Here is a 15,648-nt window from a genome sequence, read left to right as displayed (position 1 = left end):
CCTTGAGGGGGCACCGCCAGCGGCCCGGCCAAGCCGGTTCCGCGGCAGTCACCGGATAGAACCTTCTGGATCGGAGATCGAGATGAATGCAAAGTTTCTCCTCACGTTGACCATGACGGCCGCGCTGGCGGCCTGCACGACCGTCGGCCCCGACTACCAGGCGCCCGCCGCCAACGCGCCCTCAGCCTACCGAGCCGCAGCGCCCACGGCCGGCGCCGAGCTGCAGCGCGACTGGTGGCTGATGTTTGGCGACGCCGAACTGAACACGCTGCAGGCCCAGGCCTTGCAAGCCAGCCCCACGCTGGCCGCCGCCGCCGCACGCATCGCGCGGGCCCGTGCCGTGTTCGGCGCGACGACGGCCGACCAGCTGCCGCGCGTGGACGTCGGCGCCAATGCCGGCGGCCTGCGCACCTCGGCCCGGGCCACGACGACGCCGGTGCTGAATGGCCGCGCCGTCAGCTTCGAGGGCGAGAGCTTTGGCCTGACGGCCAGCCTGGGCTGGGAGCTGGACCTGTGGGGCCGCGTGAAGCGCCAGCAGGAGGCGGCCCAGGCCCAGTTGGACGCCTCCACGCTGGACGCCGCCGCCGCCCGCGTGTCGCTGACGGCCGACGTCGCCGCCGCCTACTGGCAATGGCGCGCGCTGGCCGACGAGGCCATTGCGCTGCAGCGGCTGCGCGACAGCCGCGCCCAGGCCTTGCGCGTCGCGCAGACGCGCTTCGACGCCGGCGCCGCGACGACGCAAGACCTGGAACGCGTGCGCGCCGAGCTGGCCGCTGCCGACGCCGATGTAGCCGACCTGCCGCGCCGCCAGGCGCTGGTGCTGAACCAGCTGGCCGCGCTGACCGGCCAGGCCGCCGGCGAGCTCAGGCTCACCGCAGCCCCGCTCGCCACGCCGCCCGCCATCCGCGCCGGCCTGCCGTCGGAACTGCTGCAGCGCCGCCCCGACCTGGCGCAAAGCCTGGCGCAGCTGCATGCGGCGACGGCCCAGGTGGGCATCGCCGAGGCGGCCTTCTACCCATCCATCAAGCTGACTGGCAGCTTCGGCTACTCGAGCGAGGACCTGGGCGCGCTGCTGTCCGCACCGGCGCGGCTCTACAACATCGGCCCCAGCGTCTCGCTGCCGCTGTTCGACGGCGGTCGCAACCAGGCCAACCTGGCGTCGTCCAAGGCTTCGGTCGATGAGTCGCTGGCCGCCTTTCGCGGCCGCATGCTGCAGGCGCTGCGCGAGGTGGACGATGCACTGGCCGAACTGCAAGGCCGCACGGCGGTTGCCGAGGCGCAGGCGCGCACGCTGGCTTCCAGCAGCCAGGCGCTGGCCGTGGCCCGCAGCCGCTACGCCCAGGGCGCGGTCAGCTACCTGGACGTGACCGAGGCCGAGCGCACGCCGCTGGCCACCGAGCGTGCGCTGGCCCAGCTGCGCGGCGCGCAGTGGGCGGCGACGGCGCAGCTCGTCAAGGCCTTGGGCGGCGGCTGGGCAGTGAAAGGATGACGCCGGTCATGCGCGCCGCCGCGCCACGGTGAGCGGCCGCGAAGGCCAGCGCCTTCGCTGCCATCGCCTGGCGTGAGGGCGCCGCGTCGCCGCACAGTTGCAGCCCGCGCAGCACGGCTTCGCTGAGTCCGTCACAGCGCTCGATGGCACCGGCGGCCAGCGCCAACTCGGTGGCCTCGGCGAAGTTGAACGTGTGCGGCCCGGCCAGCACCGGGCAGCCGCAGGCCGCCGCCTCGATGAGGTTCTGGCCACCCAGCGGCTCGAAGCTGCCGCCCAGCAGCGCGACGCTGGCCAGGCCGTAGTACAGCGGCATCTCGCGCATGGAGTCGCCCAGCCAGACGTCCGCTTGCAGCGCGTCGGCCGGCGGCTCGTCGCCCCAGCGGCTGCGCCGCGCCAGCGTGAAGCCGGCCGCCTGGATGAGGCCGGCGATCTCATCGAAGCGCTGCGGGTGGCGCGGCACGATGGCCAGCAGCGGGCGAGGGCGGGGCTGCTGCGCCCACGCCGCCAGCAGCGCGGCCTCTTCGCCTTCGCGGCTGACGGCCAGCATCAGCACCGGCCGGCCCAGTCGCTGCGACCAGGCCTGGCCGCGCGCAATCAGCGCCGGGTCCACGGCGATGTCGTACTTCAGGTTGCCGGCCACCTCGACGCGGGCCGTGCCCATGGCGCGGATGCGCTGCGCGTCGGCCTCGGTCTGCGCCAGCGCCAGCGTCATGCGCCGCGCGGCCGGGCGCAGCAGCGCGCCAAAGCGCATGCCCTGGCGCAGGCTTTTCTCGGACAGGCGGGCGTTGGCCAGCACCATGGGCAGGCCGGCCGCTTCCGCCTCGCGCTGCAGCGTGGGCCAGACCTCGGTTTCCATCAGCACACCCAGGCGCGGCTGCCAGTGGCGCAGGAAGCGCCGCACGGCGCCGGGCGTGTCGTAGGGCAGCCAGGTCTGCGCATCACCCTCGCGCAGCAGCGCCTGGCCGGCCTCGCGGCCAGTGGCTGTCGAATGGGTCAGCAGCAACTTGAGTGTCGGGTCGCGCGCGCGCAGCGCGTCGATGAGGGCGCTGGCGGCGCGCGTCTCGCCCAGCGACACCGCATGGACCCACAGCCGACCCGGCGCGGTAGGCCCGGAGAACATGCCGAGCCGCTCGGCCATCGCATGACGGTAGAGCGGCTCCCGCGCGCCGCGCCGCCACAGGCGCAGCAGGTACAGAGGCGTCAACAACCGCAGCAGGGCCGCGTAGGCCCAGCGGGCGAGGGCGTCGCTCAAGGCGAATCCGATGGGGATTGCTTGCGCTGCCGGGCGCGCTCGATCGCCCACAGCACCAGGCCAAAGCCAGCGCCGCCCACGAGCCAGATCAGGGCCTGCACCGCCAGCCCACGCAGCTGCAGCGGTTCATCCCGCAGCAGCCTGGGCACCACGGCCATGGCCACGAACATCATCAGCCCCCAGCGCAGCACGCCCACCTTGACGACGTAGGCGACCACGCCGGACTGCATCTGCGCCTGGGCGGCGCGGGTGGCCTCGGCGTCAGCATCCGTTGAGCCCACGCCGGGCTTGAGCCAAGCTGCGGGCAGCTGCGACTGACGGAACACGCGGTGGACCGCGTCGGCCGGCCATCCGAAGTGGTGGCGGCAGACCTGTTCATTGAGTCGCCAGCCCAGCCACATGCCCGCGACGATGCCGACCAGCATCAGACCCAGGAGCAGCAGCATGACGCCCACGACCTCGCCCGTCATGGGGTGCAGCGACGGATAGCGTGCCTCGATCCAGGGCACGAGCCAGACGAACCACGGCACAAACGACAGCACCAGGCCCGCCAGCGGCAGCACCTGCAGGCCCCAGAGCACGCGGGGCCGCAGCAGCTGCGGCAGTTGGCTGTTCAGCCACAGCGGGCGTGCTGCCGTCTTCATGCGCCTGGTCTCAGTGACCGGCCGCAAACTGCGCGTCCGGCTTCACGCGCTTGAGCTGGGCCAGCACATCGTGCTGGATGCGCTCCAGTGCCTCGGGCGTGTGGCCTTCGAAGCGCAGCACCAGCACCGGCGTGGTGTTGGACGGGCGGATCAGGCCGAAGCCGTCGGCGTACTCGAAGCGCATGCCGTCGATGGTGTTGATCTCCAGCACGCCCGGCAGGTCGGCGGTGGTCACCAGTGCCTTCAGCTGCTTGACGACTTCGTGGTGCTCGCCTTCGGCGCAGGGCACGTTGATCTCGGGCGTGTTGAAGCTGTTGGGCAGGCCCTTCAGCGTGGCGCTGGGGTCGGCGTCACGGCTCAGGATCTCCAGCATGCGGCCGGCCGTGTACATCGCGTCATCGAAGCCGTACCAGCGCTCGCTGAAGAAGATGTGGCCCGACAGCTCGCCGGCCAGCGGTGCGCCGGTTTCCTTCAGCTTGGCCTTGGCCAGCGAGTGGCCGGTCATCCACATCAGCGGCTTGCCGCCGTGTTCCTTGATCCACGGCGCCAGGCGCTGCGTGCACTTGACGTCGAAGATGATCTCGGCGCCGGGCTGGCGCTTCAGGATGTCGGCGGCCAGCAGCATGATCTGGCGGTCCGGCATGATCATCTCGCCATCCTTGGTGACGATGCCGAGGCGGTCGCCGTCGCCGTCGAAGGCCAGGCCCAGTTCGGCGTCGGTGGCGTGGACGATCTTCTTCAGGTCTTCCAGGTTCTCGGGGCGGCTGGGATCGGGATGGTGGTTGGGGAAGTCGCCGTCCACCTTGGAGAAGATGTCGATGACTTCGCAGCCCAGCGCACGCAGGATGGCCGGGGCCGAGGCGCCGGGGATGCCGTTGCCGCTGTCGACGACGATCTTCATCGGGCGGGCCAGCTTGCAGTCCTTGACGACGCGAGCCGTGTACTCGGGCACGATGTTCATGTGGCCGACACGGCCCTTGCCCGTGGCGTAGTCCTCGGCTTCGATGCGCTTCTTCAGGCCCTGGATCTGCTCGCCGTACACGGCGGCACCCTTGAGCACCATCTTGAAGCCGTTGTAGTCCTTCGGGTTGTGGCTGCCCGTGACCATGATGCCGGAGTTGCAGCCATGCTTGCCGCGCGTGGCGGCCACGTAGTACAGCATGGGCGTGGTCACGGCGCCGATGTCGACGACGTCCAGGCCGGTCGACGCGATGCCACGGATCAGCGCAGCCACCAGGCCCGGGCCCGACAGGCGGCCGTCACGGCCCACGGCCACGGCCTTCTCGCCCAGCGCCTTGGCCTCGGTGCCGAAGGCGCGGCCCAGGTGTTCGGCGAGCGCCTCGTCCAAGGTCTTGCCGACGACGCCACGGATGTCGTAGGCCTTGAAGATGGATGCGTTGACCTGCATGGAATCCCTTTGGAAGCTGGATTGGTTTCGAAATCGCGGCGGATTGTAGGCATGGCCCATGACGCTTCATGACCCGCCATCCGTCGCGCCGGCTGTCGATTCGTCGCTCATGCAAGGGGCATGCCGCGGGGGCTTCCTACACTCGCCGCCATGCCGCTGACCTCTGCTGACGTTCGCGCCTCCTGGCGCTCCTGGATTCACTACCAGACCGACGAGCCCGTGGGGCCGGGCTGGCTGCATTTGCTGTGGACGCTGTTGTTCTGCCTCGGCATCGCCGTGGTGCTGACTGCGCTGAGCTGGTTGGGCGGGCGCTGGAGTCTGGCGCAGACCATGGTTTGGTTCGGCCGCAACCTCATCGTCTCCATGACCATTGGCCTTCTGATCCACGGGCTGTATCGCGTGCTCGGCCGCGTGTTCGGCACGCGTGAGCGCATGCGCCGCTGGACGAGCATGCAGCGCACCGCGTACTTCGCCGGCGTGCCCATGGTGGGCGTCGTCATCGGCTGGCCGCTGGGGCTGTTGTTCACCGGCGCCAACCTGGCGTGGTTTGTTGGCGAGCGTGGCCGTGTCTTGGTGATCGCGTCGCTGGCCACCTCGCTGTGCATCACCTGGCTGATGCACATCTACTTCGGCGCGCGTGCACGGGCCTACCAGGCCAGCCAGCAGGCCACCGAGGCACAGCTGCGACTGCTGCAGGGCCAGATCGAGCCGCACTTCCTGTTCAACACGCTGGCCAATGTGCAGAGCCTGATCGACTTCGACCCGCCGCGTGCCAAGCTCATGCTGGAGCGCTTCACCGACTACCTGCGCGCCAGCCTGGGCCAGCTGCGCGGCGAGTCGACGACGCTGGCTCAGGAGTTCGCGATGCTGGAGGCCTACCTCGGCCTGATGCAACTGCGCATGGGCGAGCGGCTGCGCATGCGGCTGGTGCTGCCGCCCGAGCTGGCCGGCGTGGCGCTGCCGCCGCTGCTGATCCAGCCGCTGGTGGAGAACGCCGTGCACCACGGCCTGGAGCCCAAGATTGACGGCGGCGAGATCACCATCTCGGCGCAGCGCGACGCCCAAGGCCTGTGCATCAGCGTCGCCGACGACGGCCAGGGGCTGGACGCGCCGCGCCGGCGGCCCGGCAATGGCGTCGCGCTGGACAACATCCGCGCCCGGCTCGCCGCCCGCTGGGGCGCTACCGCCACGCTGACGCTGGCGCCACGCGACGGTGGCGGCACGCTGGCCCTGATCCGCATTCCTTTCCCCGATTGATGCCCACAGCCGCATGACAACTGCCCTGATCGCCGACGACGAACCCCATCTCGCCCAGTACCTGAAGGCGCAGCTCGCGCAGGCCTGGCCCGACCTGCGTGTGCTGCGCCTGGCCGCCAACGGCGTGGAGGCCGCGGCCGCCATCGCCGAGCTGCGGCCCGACATCGCTTTCCTGGACATCCAGATGCCGGGCCTGACGGGGCTGGAAGTGGCCCAGGGCATCGAGGGCGCTACCCGCGTGGTCTTCGTGACCGCCTATGACCAGTACGCCGTGGAGGCCTTCGAGGCCCGCGCGGTGGACTACCTGCTCAAGCCCTTGAAGGCCGAGCGCCTGGCGGCCTGCGTGCAGCGCCTGCGTGCCGCACCCGCCGCGGCGCCGGGGGAGGAGGGCGCCCTGGCCGACACGCTGCGCCGCCTGCTGGCGCAGCCGGGCACGCCCACGCGGCTGCGCTATGTGCGAGCCGCCCAGGGTGAGCTGATGCACCAGGTGCCGGTGGAAGACGTGCTGTTCTTCCACGCCGACGACAAGTACACCGTCGTGCAGACGGCGGCGGCCGAGCACCTGATCCGCACGCCCATCGCTGAGCTCGCAACCCAGTTGGACCCCGACCGCTTCTGGCAGGTTCACCGCGCCACCATCATCAACCTCGACCACGTGGCCGGTACGCGGCGGGATGACCAGAGCCGCCTGTTCGTGCGCGTCAAGGGCAGCGCGCGCGAGCTGCCGGTGAGCCGCGCCTACGTCCATCTGTTCAAGGCGATGTAGGCCGCGGCGCTGGGCGGGAGGGCATGTCCGGAAACTGCCAGTCGCCGGCAGGCCCGCCCCCTAGACTGGCCGCATGTTGCACGCCCACCTGCCCCCCGATGCCGCCTACGCCGCCCTTCAGGCGCGTGATGCGCGCTTCGACGGCCGGCTCTACGTGGGCGTGACGTCCACCGGCATCTACTGCCGCCCCGTTTGCCGCGTGCGGCTGCCGCGCCGCGAGAACTGCCGTTTCTTCGCGTCGGCCGCGCAGGCCGAGGCGCAGCGCTTTCGGCCCTGCATGAAGTGCCGCCCCGAACTCGCCCCGCAGGACCTGCCGTGGACGACCGCGGACGCCTCCCGCACGCTGGCCCAGCAGGCCGCCCGGTGGCTGGACGCCTGTGACGACCCCGAGGCCAGCGTGGAGGGCCTGGCCACCCACCTCGGCGTCAGCGGCCGGCACCTGCGCCGCATCTTCCAGGCCGAGCACGGCGTGTCGCCGTTGCAGTACCTGCAGACGCGCCGCCTGCTGCTGGCCAAGTCGCTGCTGACGGACAGCGCACTGCCCGTGCAGGCCGTGGCGCACGCGGCCGGCTTTGCGAGCCTGCGGCGCTTCAACGCGGCCTTTCTCGAGCACTACCGGCTGCAGCCCACGGCGCTGCGCCGCGCCGGGCGCGAGGGCAGTGCGCCGCCGGCCTCGCGGCTGCGGCTGGCCTACCGGGCGCCGTACGACGTGCCGGGCGTGCTGGCTTTCCTGGCGCCGCGCGCGGTGGCCGGCGTCGAGCAGGTGGCCGATGGCGCCATCACGCGCTCGCTGGCGCTGGTGCATGGCGGCCAGCGCCATGCGGGCTGGCTGCGGGTGGGCTTTGCGCGGGTCGGCGAAGTGACGGTCGAGTTGTCGCCGGGGCTGTGGCCGGCCGTCGGCACGCTGCTGCCGCGGCTGCGCGGCTGGCTGGACCTGGACGCCGACCCCACCGCCATCGCCGCCGCGCTGGGCCAGGTGCCCGGGCCGGCCGCCGTGCCGGGGCAGCGGCTGCCCGGCTGCCTGGACCGCTTCGAGCTGGCGGTGCGCGCGGTGCTGGGCCAGCAGGTCACGGTGGCGGCGGCGCGCACGCTGGCGGGCCGCTTCGTCGAGCGCTTCGGCGAGCCGCTGGCTGAGGCGCCCGAGGGCTGCCAGTGCCTGTTTCCCAAGCCCGAGCGCATCGCCACCGCCACGCGCGACGACATTGCCTCGCTGGGCATCATCGGCCGCCGCGCCGACTGCCTGATCGCGTTGGCCCAGGCCTGGCCGCAGCTCGCGTTTGCGCGCCGCGAAGGCACGCCGGAGGCGGCTGCCGAGCAGCTGACGCAGTTGCCCGGCATCGGCCCTTGGACAGCGGCCTACATGCTGATGCGCGGCTGGAGCTGGCCCGACGCATTCCCGCCCGGCGACGTGGTGCTGCGCAAGGCCCTCAGCGGCGACGGCCCGCCGCTGTCGCCGCGCGCCTACCAGCTGGCCGCCGAGGGCTGCCGCCCGTTTCGCAGCTACGCCGTGCTGCATCTCTGGAGACATGCATGACTTCCCATCACCTGCTGCAGCGACGCCTGGCGACGCCGCTGGGCCCGCTGACCGCCGCGTGCAGTGCCGCCGGCCTGTCGGGCCTGTGGTTTGACGGCCAGAAGCACCACCCCGGCGCGCTGGCCGTGCCGGTGGACGACGGCCAGGACTCCGTCCTTGCCGCCACGGCCGACGCGCTGGCCGCCTACTTCAGCGGCCGGGCGTTCACGCTGCCGCCGCTGGACCCGGCCGGCACCGCCTTCCAGCGCGCCGTGTGGCGTGCGCTGCTGGACATCCCGCCCGGCGCGCCCGACACCTACGGCCGGCTGGCGCAGCGCCTGGGGCGCGCCAACGCGGCCCGGGCCCTCGGCGCGGCAGTGGGACGCAACCCGATCGCGGTGCTGGTGCCCTGCCATCGCGTCGTCGGGGCCGACGGCTCGCTGACAGGCTATGCCGGCGGCCTGGCGCGCAAGAAGGCCCTGCTGGCGCTGGAGCGCGCTGCCGCATGAAGCTCTTCGATCTCGGCGAGCTGGTGCTGCTCGCGGCGCTGTGGGGCGCGTCCTTCCTGTTTATGCGGCTGGGTGCGCAGGAGTTCGGGCCGCTAGCCCTGGCCTTCGTGCGGGTCGGCCTGGCCAGCGTGCTGCTGCTGCCGCTGCTGGCCTCGCGCGGGCAACTGGCCGAGCTGCGCACGCATTGGCGCGGCCTGCTGGTCGTCGGGGCGCTGAACAGCGCCATCCCGTTCGCGCTGTTCTCGTTCGCGGCGATGTCCATCACTGCCGGGCTGTCCAGCATCGTGAACGCCACCACGCCGCTGTGGACGGCCGTGGTGGCCTTCGCCTGGCTGGGCCAGGGCCTGACGCGGCTGCGCGTGCTGGGGCTGGCGATCGGCTTCGCGGGCGTGACCTTCCTGGCCTGGGACAAGGCCAGCTTCAAACCCGGCGCCGACCATGCGGGCTTGTGGGCCGTGCTGGCCTGCGCGGTGGCCACGCTGTGCTATGGCCTCGCCGCCAACGCCACCCGGCGCTGGCTGACCGGCGTGCCACCGCTGGCTGTGGCCACGGGCAGCCAGGCGGCGGCTGCGCTGCTGCTGGTGCTGCCGGCCCTGTGGCAATGGCCCGTGGCGCTGCCTGGCGCCGTGGCTTGGGGCAGCGCGCTTGCACTGGCCAGCCTGTGCACGGCGCTGGCCTACCTGATGTATTTCCGGTTGATGAGCCGCGTCGGGCCCACCAACGCGGTGTCGGTGACCTTTCTGATCCCGCTGTTTGCCATCCTGTGGGGATGGCTGTTCCTGCGCGAGCCCGTCACGGCGCAGATGCTGATGGGCGGCGCCATCGTGCTGGTGGGCATTGCGCTGGCGCTGGGCCTGGTTCAGTCAAGCCCGTTCACGAGGCCGTCGCCCAGGTAGGCGCGGTAGCGTCGGATGCGGCCAGCCACGCCGTCGGGCCCCTGGCGCGGCGTGTAGCGCAGCGCCGCGACCTCGACGCTGCGGCCCATGTCCACGATAAGCCGGTGCGGCGGCGGCGCGGCCGGTGCCTGGCTGTGCGCGCTGATCCAGCAATCGGAGTTCTGGCCGTTGATGGCATTCAGCGCCGAGCCGTCGGTGCTGAGCCGCTCCTCGCTGCTGACGTAGGCGATGGTCCAGTTGGACTGGTTCAGCGGTTTGTCGGACGCGTCCAGCAGCGCGATCTCGGCGATGGCCGCTATGGCCTGGTCCGGCACCTCCAGCGCGAAGAAGCGGCCCGTGACCGGCGCCGCGAAGCGCAGCACCTGCGTGGCTCCACCGGGCGCGAACTCGCCGTCCAGCACGGGCGTGACGCCGTCCAGCTGCGGGCGGGCGTGGTGGGCAGGCTGGGGCAGATCCAGCTCGGGCCGCAGGCGGTCGAGGATGGGCGTGGTGAGCCCGGTGATCTCGGCGCGTCGCGGGCCGGTCAGGTCCAGCACGACGATGTCGTTGCGGCCCCGGCGCAGCCACGGTGCCGGCAGGTACAGCGTCTGCGTGGGGCCGATGCTCCAGTAGCGGCCCAGGCACTGGCCGTTGACCCAGACGATGCCCTGGCCCCAGGAGGACAGGTCCAGGAAGCTGTCGCCCACCTCGTCCAGCCGGAAGCTGCCGCGCCAGAACGCGGCCGTCGTGGCGTCCGCGGGCCGGGCCGCGCGGAACTTCAGCGGCGGCAGCGCAGCATCGGCGTCGAAGTCGATGGCACGGATGTCCCAGCCCGTGACGGGCTGCGGCTCGCCACCGACGGGCGTGAAGCTCACCGGGCCGTGCAGGCCCTTGCGGTCATGCACCTCCACGCCAAAGTTCACGCGAGCGATGGTGTAGAGCAGGATCTCCACGCTGACCGCTTTGGCGCGTGCCGGCAGCCGCACGCGGTAGCGGCGGTGGCGGGTGTCGAAGCTGCCGACGGGCTGGCCGTCCACGTGCACCCAGGCCAGGTCGCGGGCCTTGGCCACCTCCAGCACGCCAGCCGGTCCGGCGGGGAGCGTCGTGCGGTAGGCGACGAGGCCGCGGCTGATGTCGTAGGCCTCGATGGGCTGCGGGCTGTCCACGCGCAGTCGGCGCGACGGCAGGTTGGCCAGCACCGGCGCCGCGTCTTTTAGCGTGAAGGGCGGGATGGCGATGACGGGCTGGCGCGGTGGGGGCGGCGGCAGCGTCTCACCGGCCGGCAGGAAGGGGCGCAGGCCCTCGCGGTAGGCCTGGAACTTCTCGCCGGTCCAGCCCGCCTCGCTGATGGGGGCGTCGTAGTCGTAGCTGGTGGTGTCGGGGCGGAAGGGGCGGTCGCAGCCGCCCCACAGGCCGAAGCTGGTGCCGCCATGGGCCATGTAGAGGCTGAAGGAGCCACCGGCCTTCAGCATCCAGGCGAGGTCGGCCACGGCCTTGGCGGCATCGCCCTTGCGGTGCGGCGTGCCCCAGGTGTCGAACCAGCCGGAGTAGTACTCGCCGCACATCAGCGGGCCTTGCTGCACGGCCTTCAGCGCGTTGAAGCCGCGCTGCGGGTCGCTGCCGAAGTTGGCCACCGACAGCAGCTCGGGGATGTGGGTCTTGGCGACGGCGTTGGTCGGGTTGCACTGAAACAGCGGCACGTCGAACTGCCCGTCCAGCAGCGCCTGGCGCATCTCGCGCATGTAGGCCAGGTCGTCGCCATAGAAGCCGTACTCGTTCTCCACCTGCACCATCAGGATGGGGCCACCGCGGGTGATCTGCAGCGGCGCCAGCTCACGGCCCACCTCGCGCATCCAGCGCCGGGCCGGCGCCACATAGGCGGGGTCGCGGGTGCGCAAGAAGGCATCGCTGGGCGACTTCTTCAGCAGCCACCAGGGCAGGCCGCCCATCTCCCACTCGGCACAGGCGTAGGGCCCGGGGCGCAGGATGACCCACAGGCCCAGCTCCTGCGCCAGCCGGCAGAAGGCGGCGGCATCACGCTGGGCGGCCCAGTCGTAGCGGCCTTCGCGCCATTCATGGAAGTTCCAGAACAGGTAGGCGCAGACGGCGTTCAGGCCCATGGCCTGGATGGCCTGCAGGCGGTGCCGCCAGTATTCGCGCGGCACGCGAGCGAAGTTCATCTCGCCGCAGCGGATCTGCAGCGGCTGGCCGTCCAGCATGAAGTGCTGCGTGCCGACCGCGAAGCGCGGGGAGGGCGCGTCCAGCACCTGGGCCGTCAGCGGGGTGAGAGGTAGCAGCGTGCTGCCCAGGGCGGCGCCTTGCAACAGGCGGCGGCGAGAAACGCGGTCAATCGGTCGGGACATGCGCGGCGATGCTAGCGACGCGCACCCGGCGGCTGGGATTCCTTTTTTCGTCACAGCTATGCCAATCCGCGCGTCACGCTCATGCGCATGAGCGATTGCACCTTTGGGAGGCGCAGCCGGCCAATTCCCCATGCGAGATCCGGTCATCCGCCTCGCGTCGCAGTCGTGGTAGCGTGCGGCTCCCAGCGATTGGTAGCGCTACCTTCGCTCATAAGAACTGTTTGGAGACTGCATGCTTTCTGACCTGAATCAGCACCTGCGCCGCTGCCTTGGCGCTTTCGGCCTGCTGGCGGCTGCGGCGGCTGTGGCCCAGCCTTCGGGCGGGCCTTACGGGCCGGTGCCGCAACGCTACGCCGTGCCCCAGGCGCCCAACGTCTACTTCGTCGCTCCCGACGGACGCGCCGACGCCACCGGCAAGTCGCTGGCACAACCCACCACGCTGGAGGCTGTCGTCGCCCGTGTGGTGACCGGCGACGCCATCGTGCTGCGCGGCGGCATCTATCGCACCGGCGGCCTGCAGCTGAATCAGGGCGTCAGCCTCCAGCCCTACCTGGACGAAGCCCCGGTGCTCAAGGGCACGCGCGTGGCTGCCGAGTGGCAGGCACTGCCCAACAACGTCTGGCGCACGAGCTGGAAGACGCTGTTCCCGGCGCAGCCGCTGGCCTGGTGGCATGCGGACCGCGAGTCCATGCACACACCGCTGCACCGCTTCAACAACGACATGGTGTTCATCGACGGCGAGCCGCTGCAGTCCGTGGGCTGGCCGGGCGAGCTGGGCAGCAAGGGCTTCTACATCGACTACGCCAAGGGCCATGTCTACATCGGCGTGAACCCGGCGGGCAGGACGGTGGAGATCACCGCGCACGATGTGGCACTGCACCGCCCGTCGCGCCCCGTGCACGGCAAGCCGTCGGACCGCAAGGGCTTCCAGCTGCGCGGCATCACGCTGACGCAGTACGCCTACCGCGCCATCGACATCGAGGGCAAGAAGCCGTCGACGCTGGTGTCCGAGGAGCCCACGGACGACCCCGTCGGCCCGTCGCCCGAGAGCGAACATGGCAAGGAGGTCGTGGGCACGCTGCTGGAGAACGTGACCATCAGCCACTGCTCGCGCGTGGCGGGCTTCTTCCGCGGCGACAAGCTCGTCATCCGCAACTCGCTGATCAGCGACACCAGCACCGAGGGCATCTACGTGATCGGCTCGTCCGACGTGCTGCTGGAGCGCAACCTGATCCGCCGCAACAACGTCGAGCGCCTGACCGGCTACTACCCGGCGGCCGTGAAGATCTTCAACCAGTCTCACCGTGTCGTCGTGCGCGACAACCTCGTCATTGAACAGCCGCACTCCAACGGCGTCTGGTGGGACGTGGGCAACCGCGATGGCGTGTTCGTCAACAACCATGTCGAGGGCACGATGGCGGGGGTCTTCTTCGAGATCTCCCACGGCCTCACCGTGGCCGGCAATGTGTTCGTCAACAACCAGCAGGGCGCGCGCATCCTCAACGCCGCCGGAGCGAAGTTCCACCACAACACCTTCGTGAACTCGCCGGTGCTGATCGACCGCAATGAGCGCAGCGCGCAGGGCGACCACTTCGGCTGGCACCCGCAGACCGGGCCCGACGTGCACGAGCGTGTGGGCCATGTGTTCGAGGGCAACCTGCTGGTGGCCGATGCCGGCGTCAAGGGCGCGCTGCTGCGCTTCGAGCAGCCGCCGCTGGTGTGCGGCAAGGTGACTGCGCCCATGTCTACGCGCGTGAACGGCAACCTCTACCTGCGCGCCGGTACGGGAGAGCCGCTGGTCAGCTGGGCGCCCACGGCGAGTGCGGCAGGCACGGCCTGCATCGCCCAGCATGCGACGCTGGACGCCTTCCGCCAGGCCGTGCCGGGCGTGGAGGCGCAGGGCAGGGCGCTGCCGGCGCCTGCGGGCGCGATCTTCCGCAGCCCCGAGCTGCGTCGCTACGAGCTGGCCCGCGTGCCCGAAGGTGTGCAGCCGCTGCCGGTGCCGGCCGAAGTGCGCCGGGCCACCGGCTGGACCGAAGCCACCCGTTTGCCAGGCGCGCTGCCGGCGGCGCGCTGACGCCGCCAACGGCCGCTACTGCGCGGCATAGGGCTGGGCCACGCGCTCGTTCTCATCGATGTGCAGCCGCTTGCCCAGCGACGGAAAGGCGCGCTGCGCGCAGCCCTCGCGCTCGCACAGCTTGCAGCCCGGGCCGATGGGCGTGGCGCTGGCCGAGTCGTCCAGCGCCAGCCCCTTGGCATAGACCAGCTGGCTGGCGTGCCGCAGGTCGCAGCCCAGGCCGATGGCGAACTCGCGGTTGGGTGAGCCGTAGCCGCCGGTCGGGCGGGGCTCGCAATGCGCGATCCACAGGTAGGCGCGGCCGTCCGGCATGCGGGCCACCTGCGTCAGCACACGCCCAGGCTGGGCGAAGGCCTCGTAGACATTCCACAGCGGGCAGGTGCCGCCGCCGCGCGAGAAGTGGAAGTCGGTGGCGGACTGGCGCTTGGAGATGTTGCCCGCCCGGTCCACCCGCACGAAGAAGAAGGGCACGCCCCGCGCGCCACGCCGCTGCAGCGTGGACAGGCGGTGGCACACGGTCTCGAAGCTGACGCCGAAGCGACGTGCCAGCAGCGCGATGTCGTAGCGCAACTCCTGCGCCGCCGCCAGGAAGCGGCCGTAGGGCAGCACCAGAGCCCCGGCAAAGTAGCTGGCCAGCCCGATGCGCGCCAGCGCCGCGGCCTCGGGGCTGAAGGGGTTGGAGGCCACGAGCCGGTCGATGGTCGGCCCGGCCTCCAGGTAGGCCAGCTGCGTGGCCAGCTGGAAGGCACGCTGGCCGGCCGTCAGCGTGTCGCCCAGGCGCAGCCGGCGCTCGGCGGGGTCGAAGCGGCGCAGCCGGCCCTCCACGACGCCGCGCACCTGCACGCCGTGCGTGGCCTGCAGGTAGGCCTCCAGTTGCGGCACCAGGTCCTGCGTGCTGTCGCCGGCTTGGAGACGGCGGGCCAGCGCCTCGGCCGCGCGATCCAGGCCGTCCATGTGGTTGTGGTGGGCGTAGAAGAAGTCGCGCACCTCTTCGTGCGAGGCCTGGCCGCCGGCCGCCGGGCCGCCGTCGCGGTGGCCCTGGCCCAGGCTGGCCAGGCGCTGCTCGGCGCTGCGCGCGCGGGCGTGCAGGCGCAGCAGCAGCTGGGTCACGGCGGGCATCTGCTGGGCCAGCGTGCGCAGCTCGGCATCGGGCACGCCGCCGCCGGCTTCGCCCGGGCGTGCCGCCTCGGCGACGATCTCGTGCAGTTGCGCCAGGCGCCGTGCCTCATCGTCCTCGGAGAAGAACTGCAGGTCCACGCCCAGCGTGGCCTGCAGGCGCTGAAGCGTCGCCATGCTCAGTGGCCGCTGGTTGTTCTCCAGCTGGTTCACATAGCTGGGCGACAGTGCCAGCCGCTGCGCCAGCGCCGCCTGCGTCAGCCCATGCTGCTCGCGCAGCGTCTTGAGCTTCACGCCCAGAAAGATCTTTCGCATGGCCCGATTGTTCGCAAAGTTTGCAAAACGCGACCGCGATCTTCGCATTCACACGCCATCGTTT

The 15,648-nt window shown here is 71.4% G+C and carries 12 protein-coding genes; 7 read left to right on the top strand and 5 right to left on the bottom strand.

The genetic code is table 11. From position 1 onward, the window contains the following. Positions 1 to 82: 82 nt before the first annotated feature. Positions 83 to 1,489 (top strand): efflux transporter outer membrane subunit, encoded by a 1,407-nt coding sequence (locus NYO99_RS05160; RefSeq protein ID WP_268166018.1) that lies wholly within the window; start codon positions 83 to 85, stop codon positions 1,487 to 1,489. Here NYO99_RS05160 and NYO99_RS05155 read toward each other — a convergent pair. The 3 genes from NYO99_RS05155 to NYO99_RS05145 are packed head-to-tail and all read right to left on the bottom strand — an operon-like array spanning position 1,452 to position 4,793. After that, complete coding sequence (locus tag NYO99_RS05155) at positions 1,452 to 2,741, bottom strand: 3-deoxy-D-manno-octulosonic acid transferase (RefSeq protein ID WP_268166017.1); 1,290 nt, start codon at positions 2,739 to 2,741, stop codon at positions 1,452 to 1,454. The genes NYO99_RS05160 and NYO99_RS05155 overlap by 38 nt on opposite strands. Beyond that, on the bottom strand, positions 2,738 to 3,385 hold the full coding sequence (locus NYO99_RS05150) for a hypothetical protein (protein ID WP_268166016.1): 648 nt from the start codon (positions 3,383 to 3,385) through the stop codon (positions 2,738 to 2,740). The genes NYO99_RS05155 and NYO99_RS05150 overlap by 4 nt, the downstream gene beginning before the upstream one ends. Before the next feature lie 10 nt (positions 3,386 to 3,395). Continuing rightward, positions 3,396 to 4,793 carry a phosphomannomutase/phosphoglucomutase gene (locus NYO99_RS05145; RefSeq protein WP_268166015.1) on the bottom strand — a complete coding sequence of 466 codons (1,398 nt, stop codon included), beginning with the start codon at positions 4,791 to 4,793 and terminating at the stop codon, positions 3,396 to 3,398. A 150-nt stretch (positions 4,794 to 4,943) separates the two neighbouring features. Between NYO99_RS05145 and NYO99_RS05140 the strand changes: the two genes are divergently transcribed. From NYO99_RS05140 to NYO99_RS05120, 5 genes are all read left to right on the top strand, one after another. After that, on the top strand, positions 4,944 to 6,050 hold the full coding sequence (locus NYO99_RS05140; RefSeq protein ID WP_268166014.1) for a sensor histidine kinase: 1,107 nt from the start codon (positions 4,944 to 4,946) through the stop codon (positions 6,048 to 6,050). A 13-nt stretch (positions 6,051 to 6,063) separates the two neighbouring features. Further along, the gene (locus tag NYO99_RS05135) at positions 6,064 to 6,816 is read left to right on the top strand and encodes a LytR/AlgR family response regulator transcription factor (RefSeq protein WP_268166013.1); all 753 of its coding nucleotides are present in this window, start codon (positions 6,064 to 6,066) and stop codon (positions 6,814 to 6,816) included. Between the two features lie 73 nt (positions 6,817 to 6,889). Continuing rightward, the gene (locus tag NYO99_RS05130) at positions 6,890 to 8,350 is read left to right on the top strand and encodes a DNA-3-methyladenine glycosylase 2 family protein (protein ID WP_268166012.1); all 1,461 of its coding nucleotides are present in this window, start codon (positions 6,890 to 6,892) and stop codon (positions 8,348 to 8,350) included. Continuing rightward, complete coding sequence (locus NYO99_RS05125) at positions 8,347 to 8,838, top strand: methylated-DNA--[protein]-cysteine S-methyltransferase (RefSeq protein ID WP_268166011.1); 492 nt, start codon at positions 8,347 to 8,349, stop codon at positions 8,836 to 8,838. Before NYO99_RS05130 ends, NYO99_RS05125 begins: the two co-directional genes overlap by 4 nt. Beyond that, positions 8,835 to 9,734 (top strand): DMT family transporter, encoded by a 900-nt coding sequence (locus tag NYO99_RS05120; RefSeq protein ID WP_268166010.1) that lies wholly within the window; start codon positions 8,835 to 8,837, stop codon positions 9,732 to 9,734. The genes NYO99_RS05125 and NYO99_RS05120 overlap by 4 nt, the downstream gene beginning before the upstream one ends. Here the strand turns inward: NYO99_RS05120 and NYO99_RS05115 are convergent. Continuing rightward, on the bottom strand, positions 9,698 to 12,076 hold the full coding sequence (locus NYO99_RS05115; protein ID WP_268166009.1) for a beta-galactosidase: 2,379 nt from the start codon (positions 12,074 to 12,076) through the stop codon (positions 9,698 to 9,700). The genes NYO99_RS05120 and NYO99_RS05115 overlap by 37 nt on opposite strands. Before the next feature lie 232 nt (positions 12,077 to 12,308). On the opposite strand from NYO99_RS05115, the gene NYO99_RS05110 reads away from it, so the two are divergent. Next, positions 12,309 to 14,153 (top strand): right-handed parallel beta-helix repeat-containing protein, encoded by a 1,845-nt coding sequence (locus NYO99_RS05110; RefSeq protein ID WP_268166008.1) that lies wholly within the window; start codon positions 12,309 to 12,311, stop codon positions 14,151 to 14,153. 15 nt (positions 14,154 to 14,168) lie between these two features. Here NYO99_RS05110 and NYO99_RS05105 read toward each other — a convergent pair whose 3' ends face one another. Continuing rightward, a complete protein-coding gene (locus NYO99_RS05105) occupies positions 14,169 to 15,584 on the bottom strand; it encodes a short-chain fatty acyl-CoA regulator family protein (protein WP_268166007.1) in 1,416 nt (471 codons plus the stop codon). Between the last annotated feature and the right edge of the window lie 64 nt (positions 15,585 to 15,648).

Origin of the sequence: Roseateles hydrophilus, from assembly GCF_026712245.1 — a bacterium.
GTDB classification, from domain to species: Bacteria; Pseudomonadota; Gammaproteobacteria; order Burkholderiales; family Burkholderiaceae_C; genus Pelomonas; species Pelomonas hydrophilus.
This window is presented reverse-complemented; position numbering and strand designations above follow the sequence as displayed.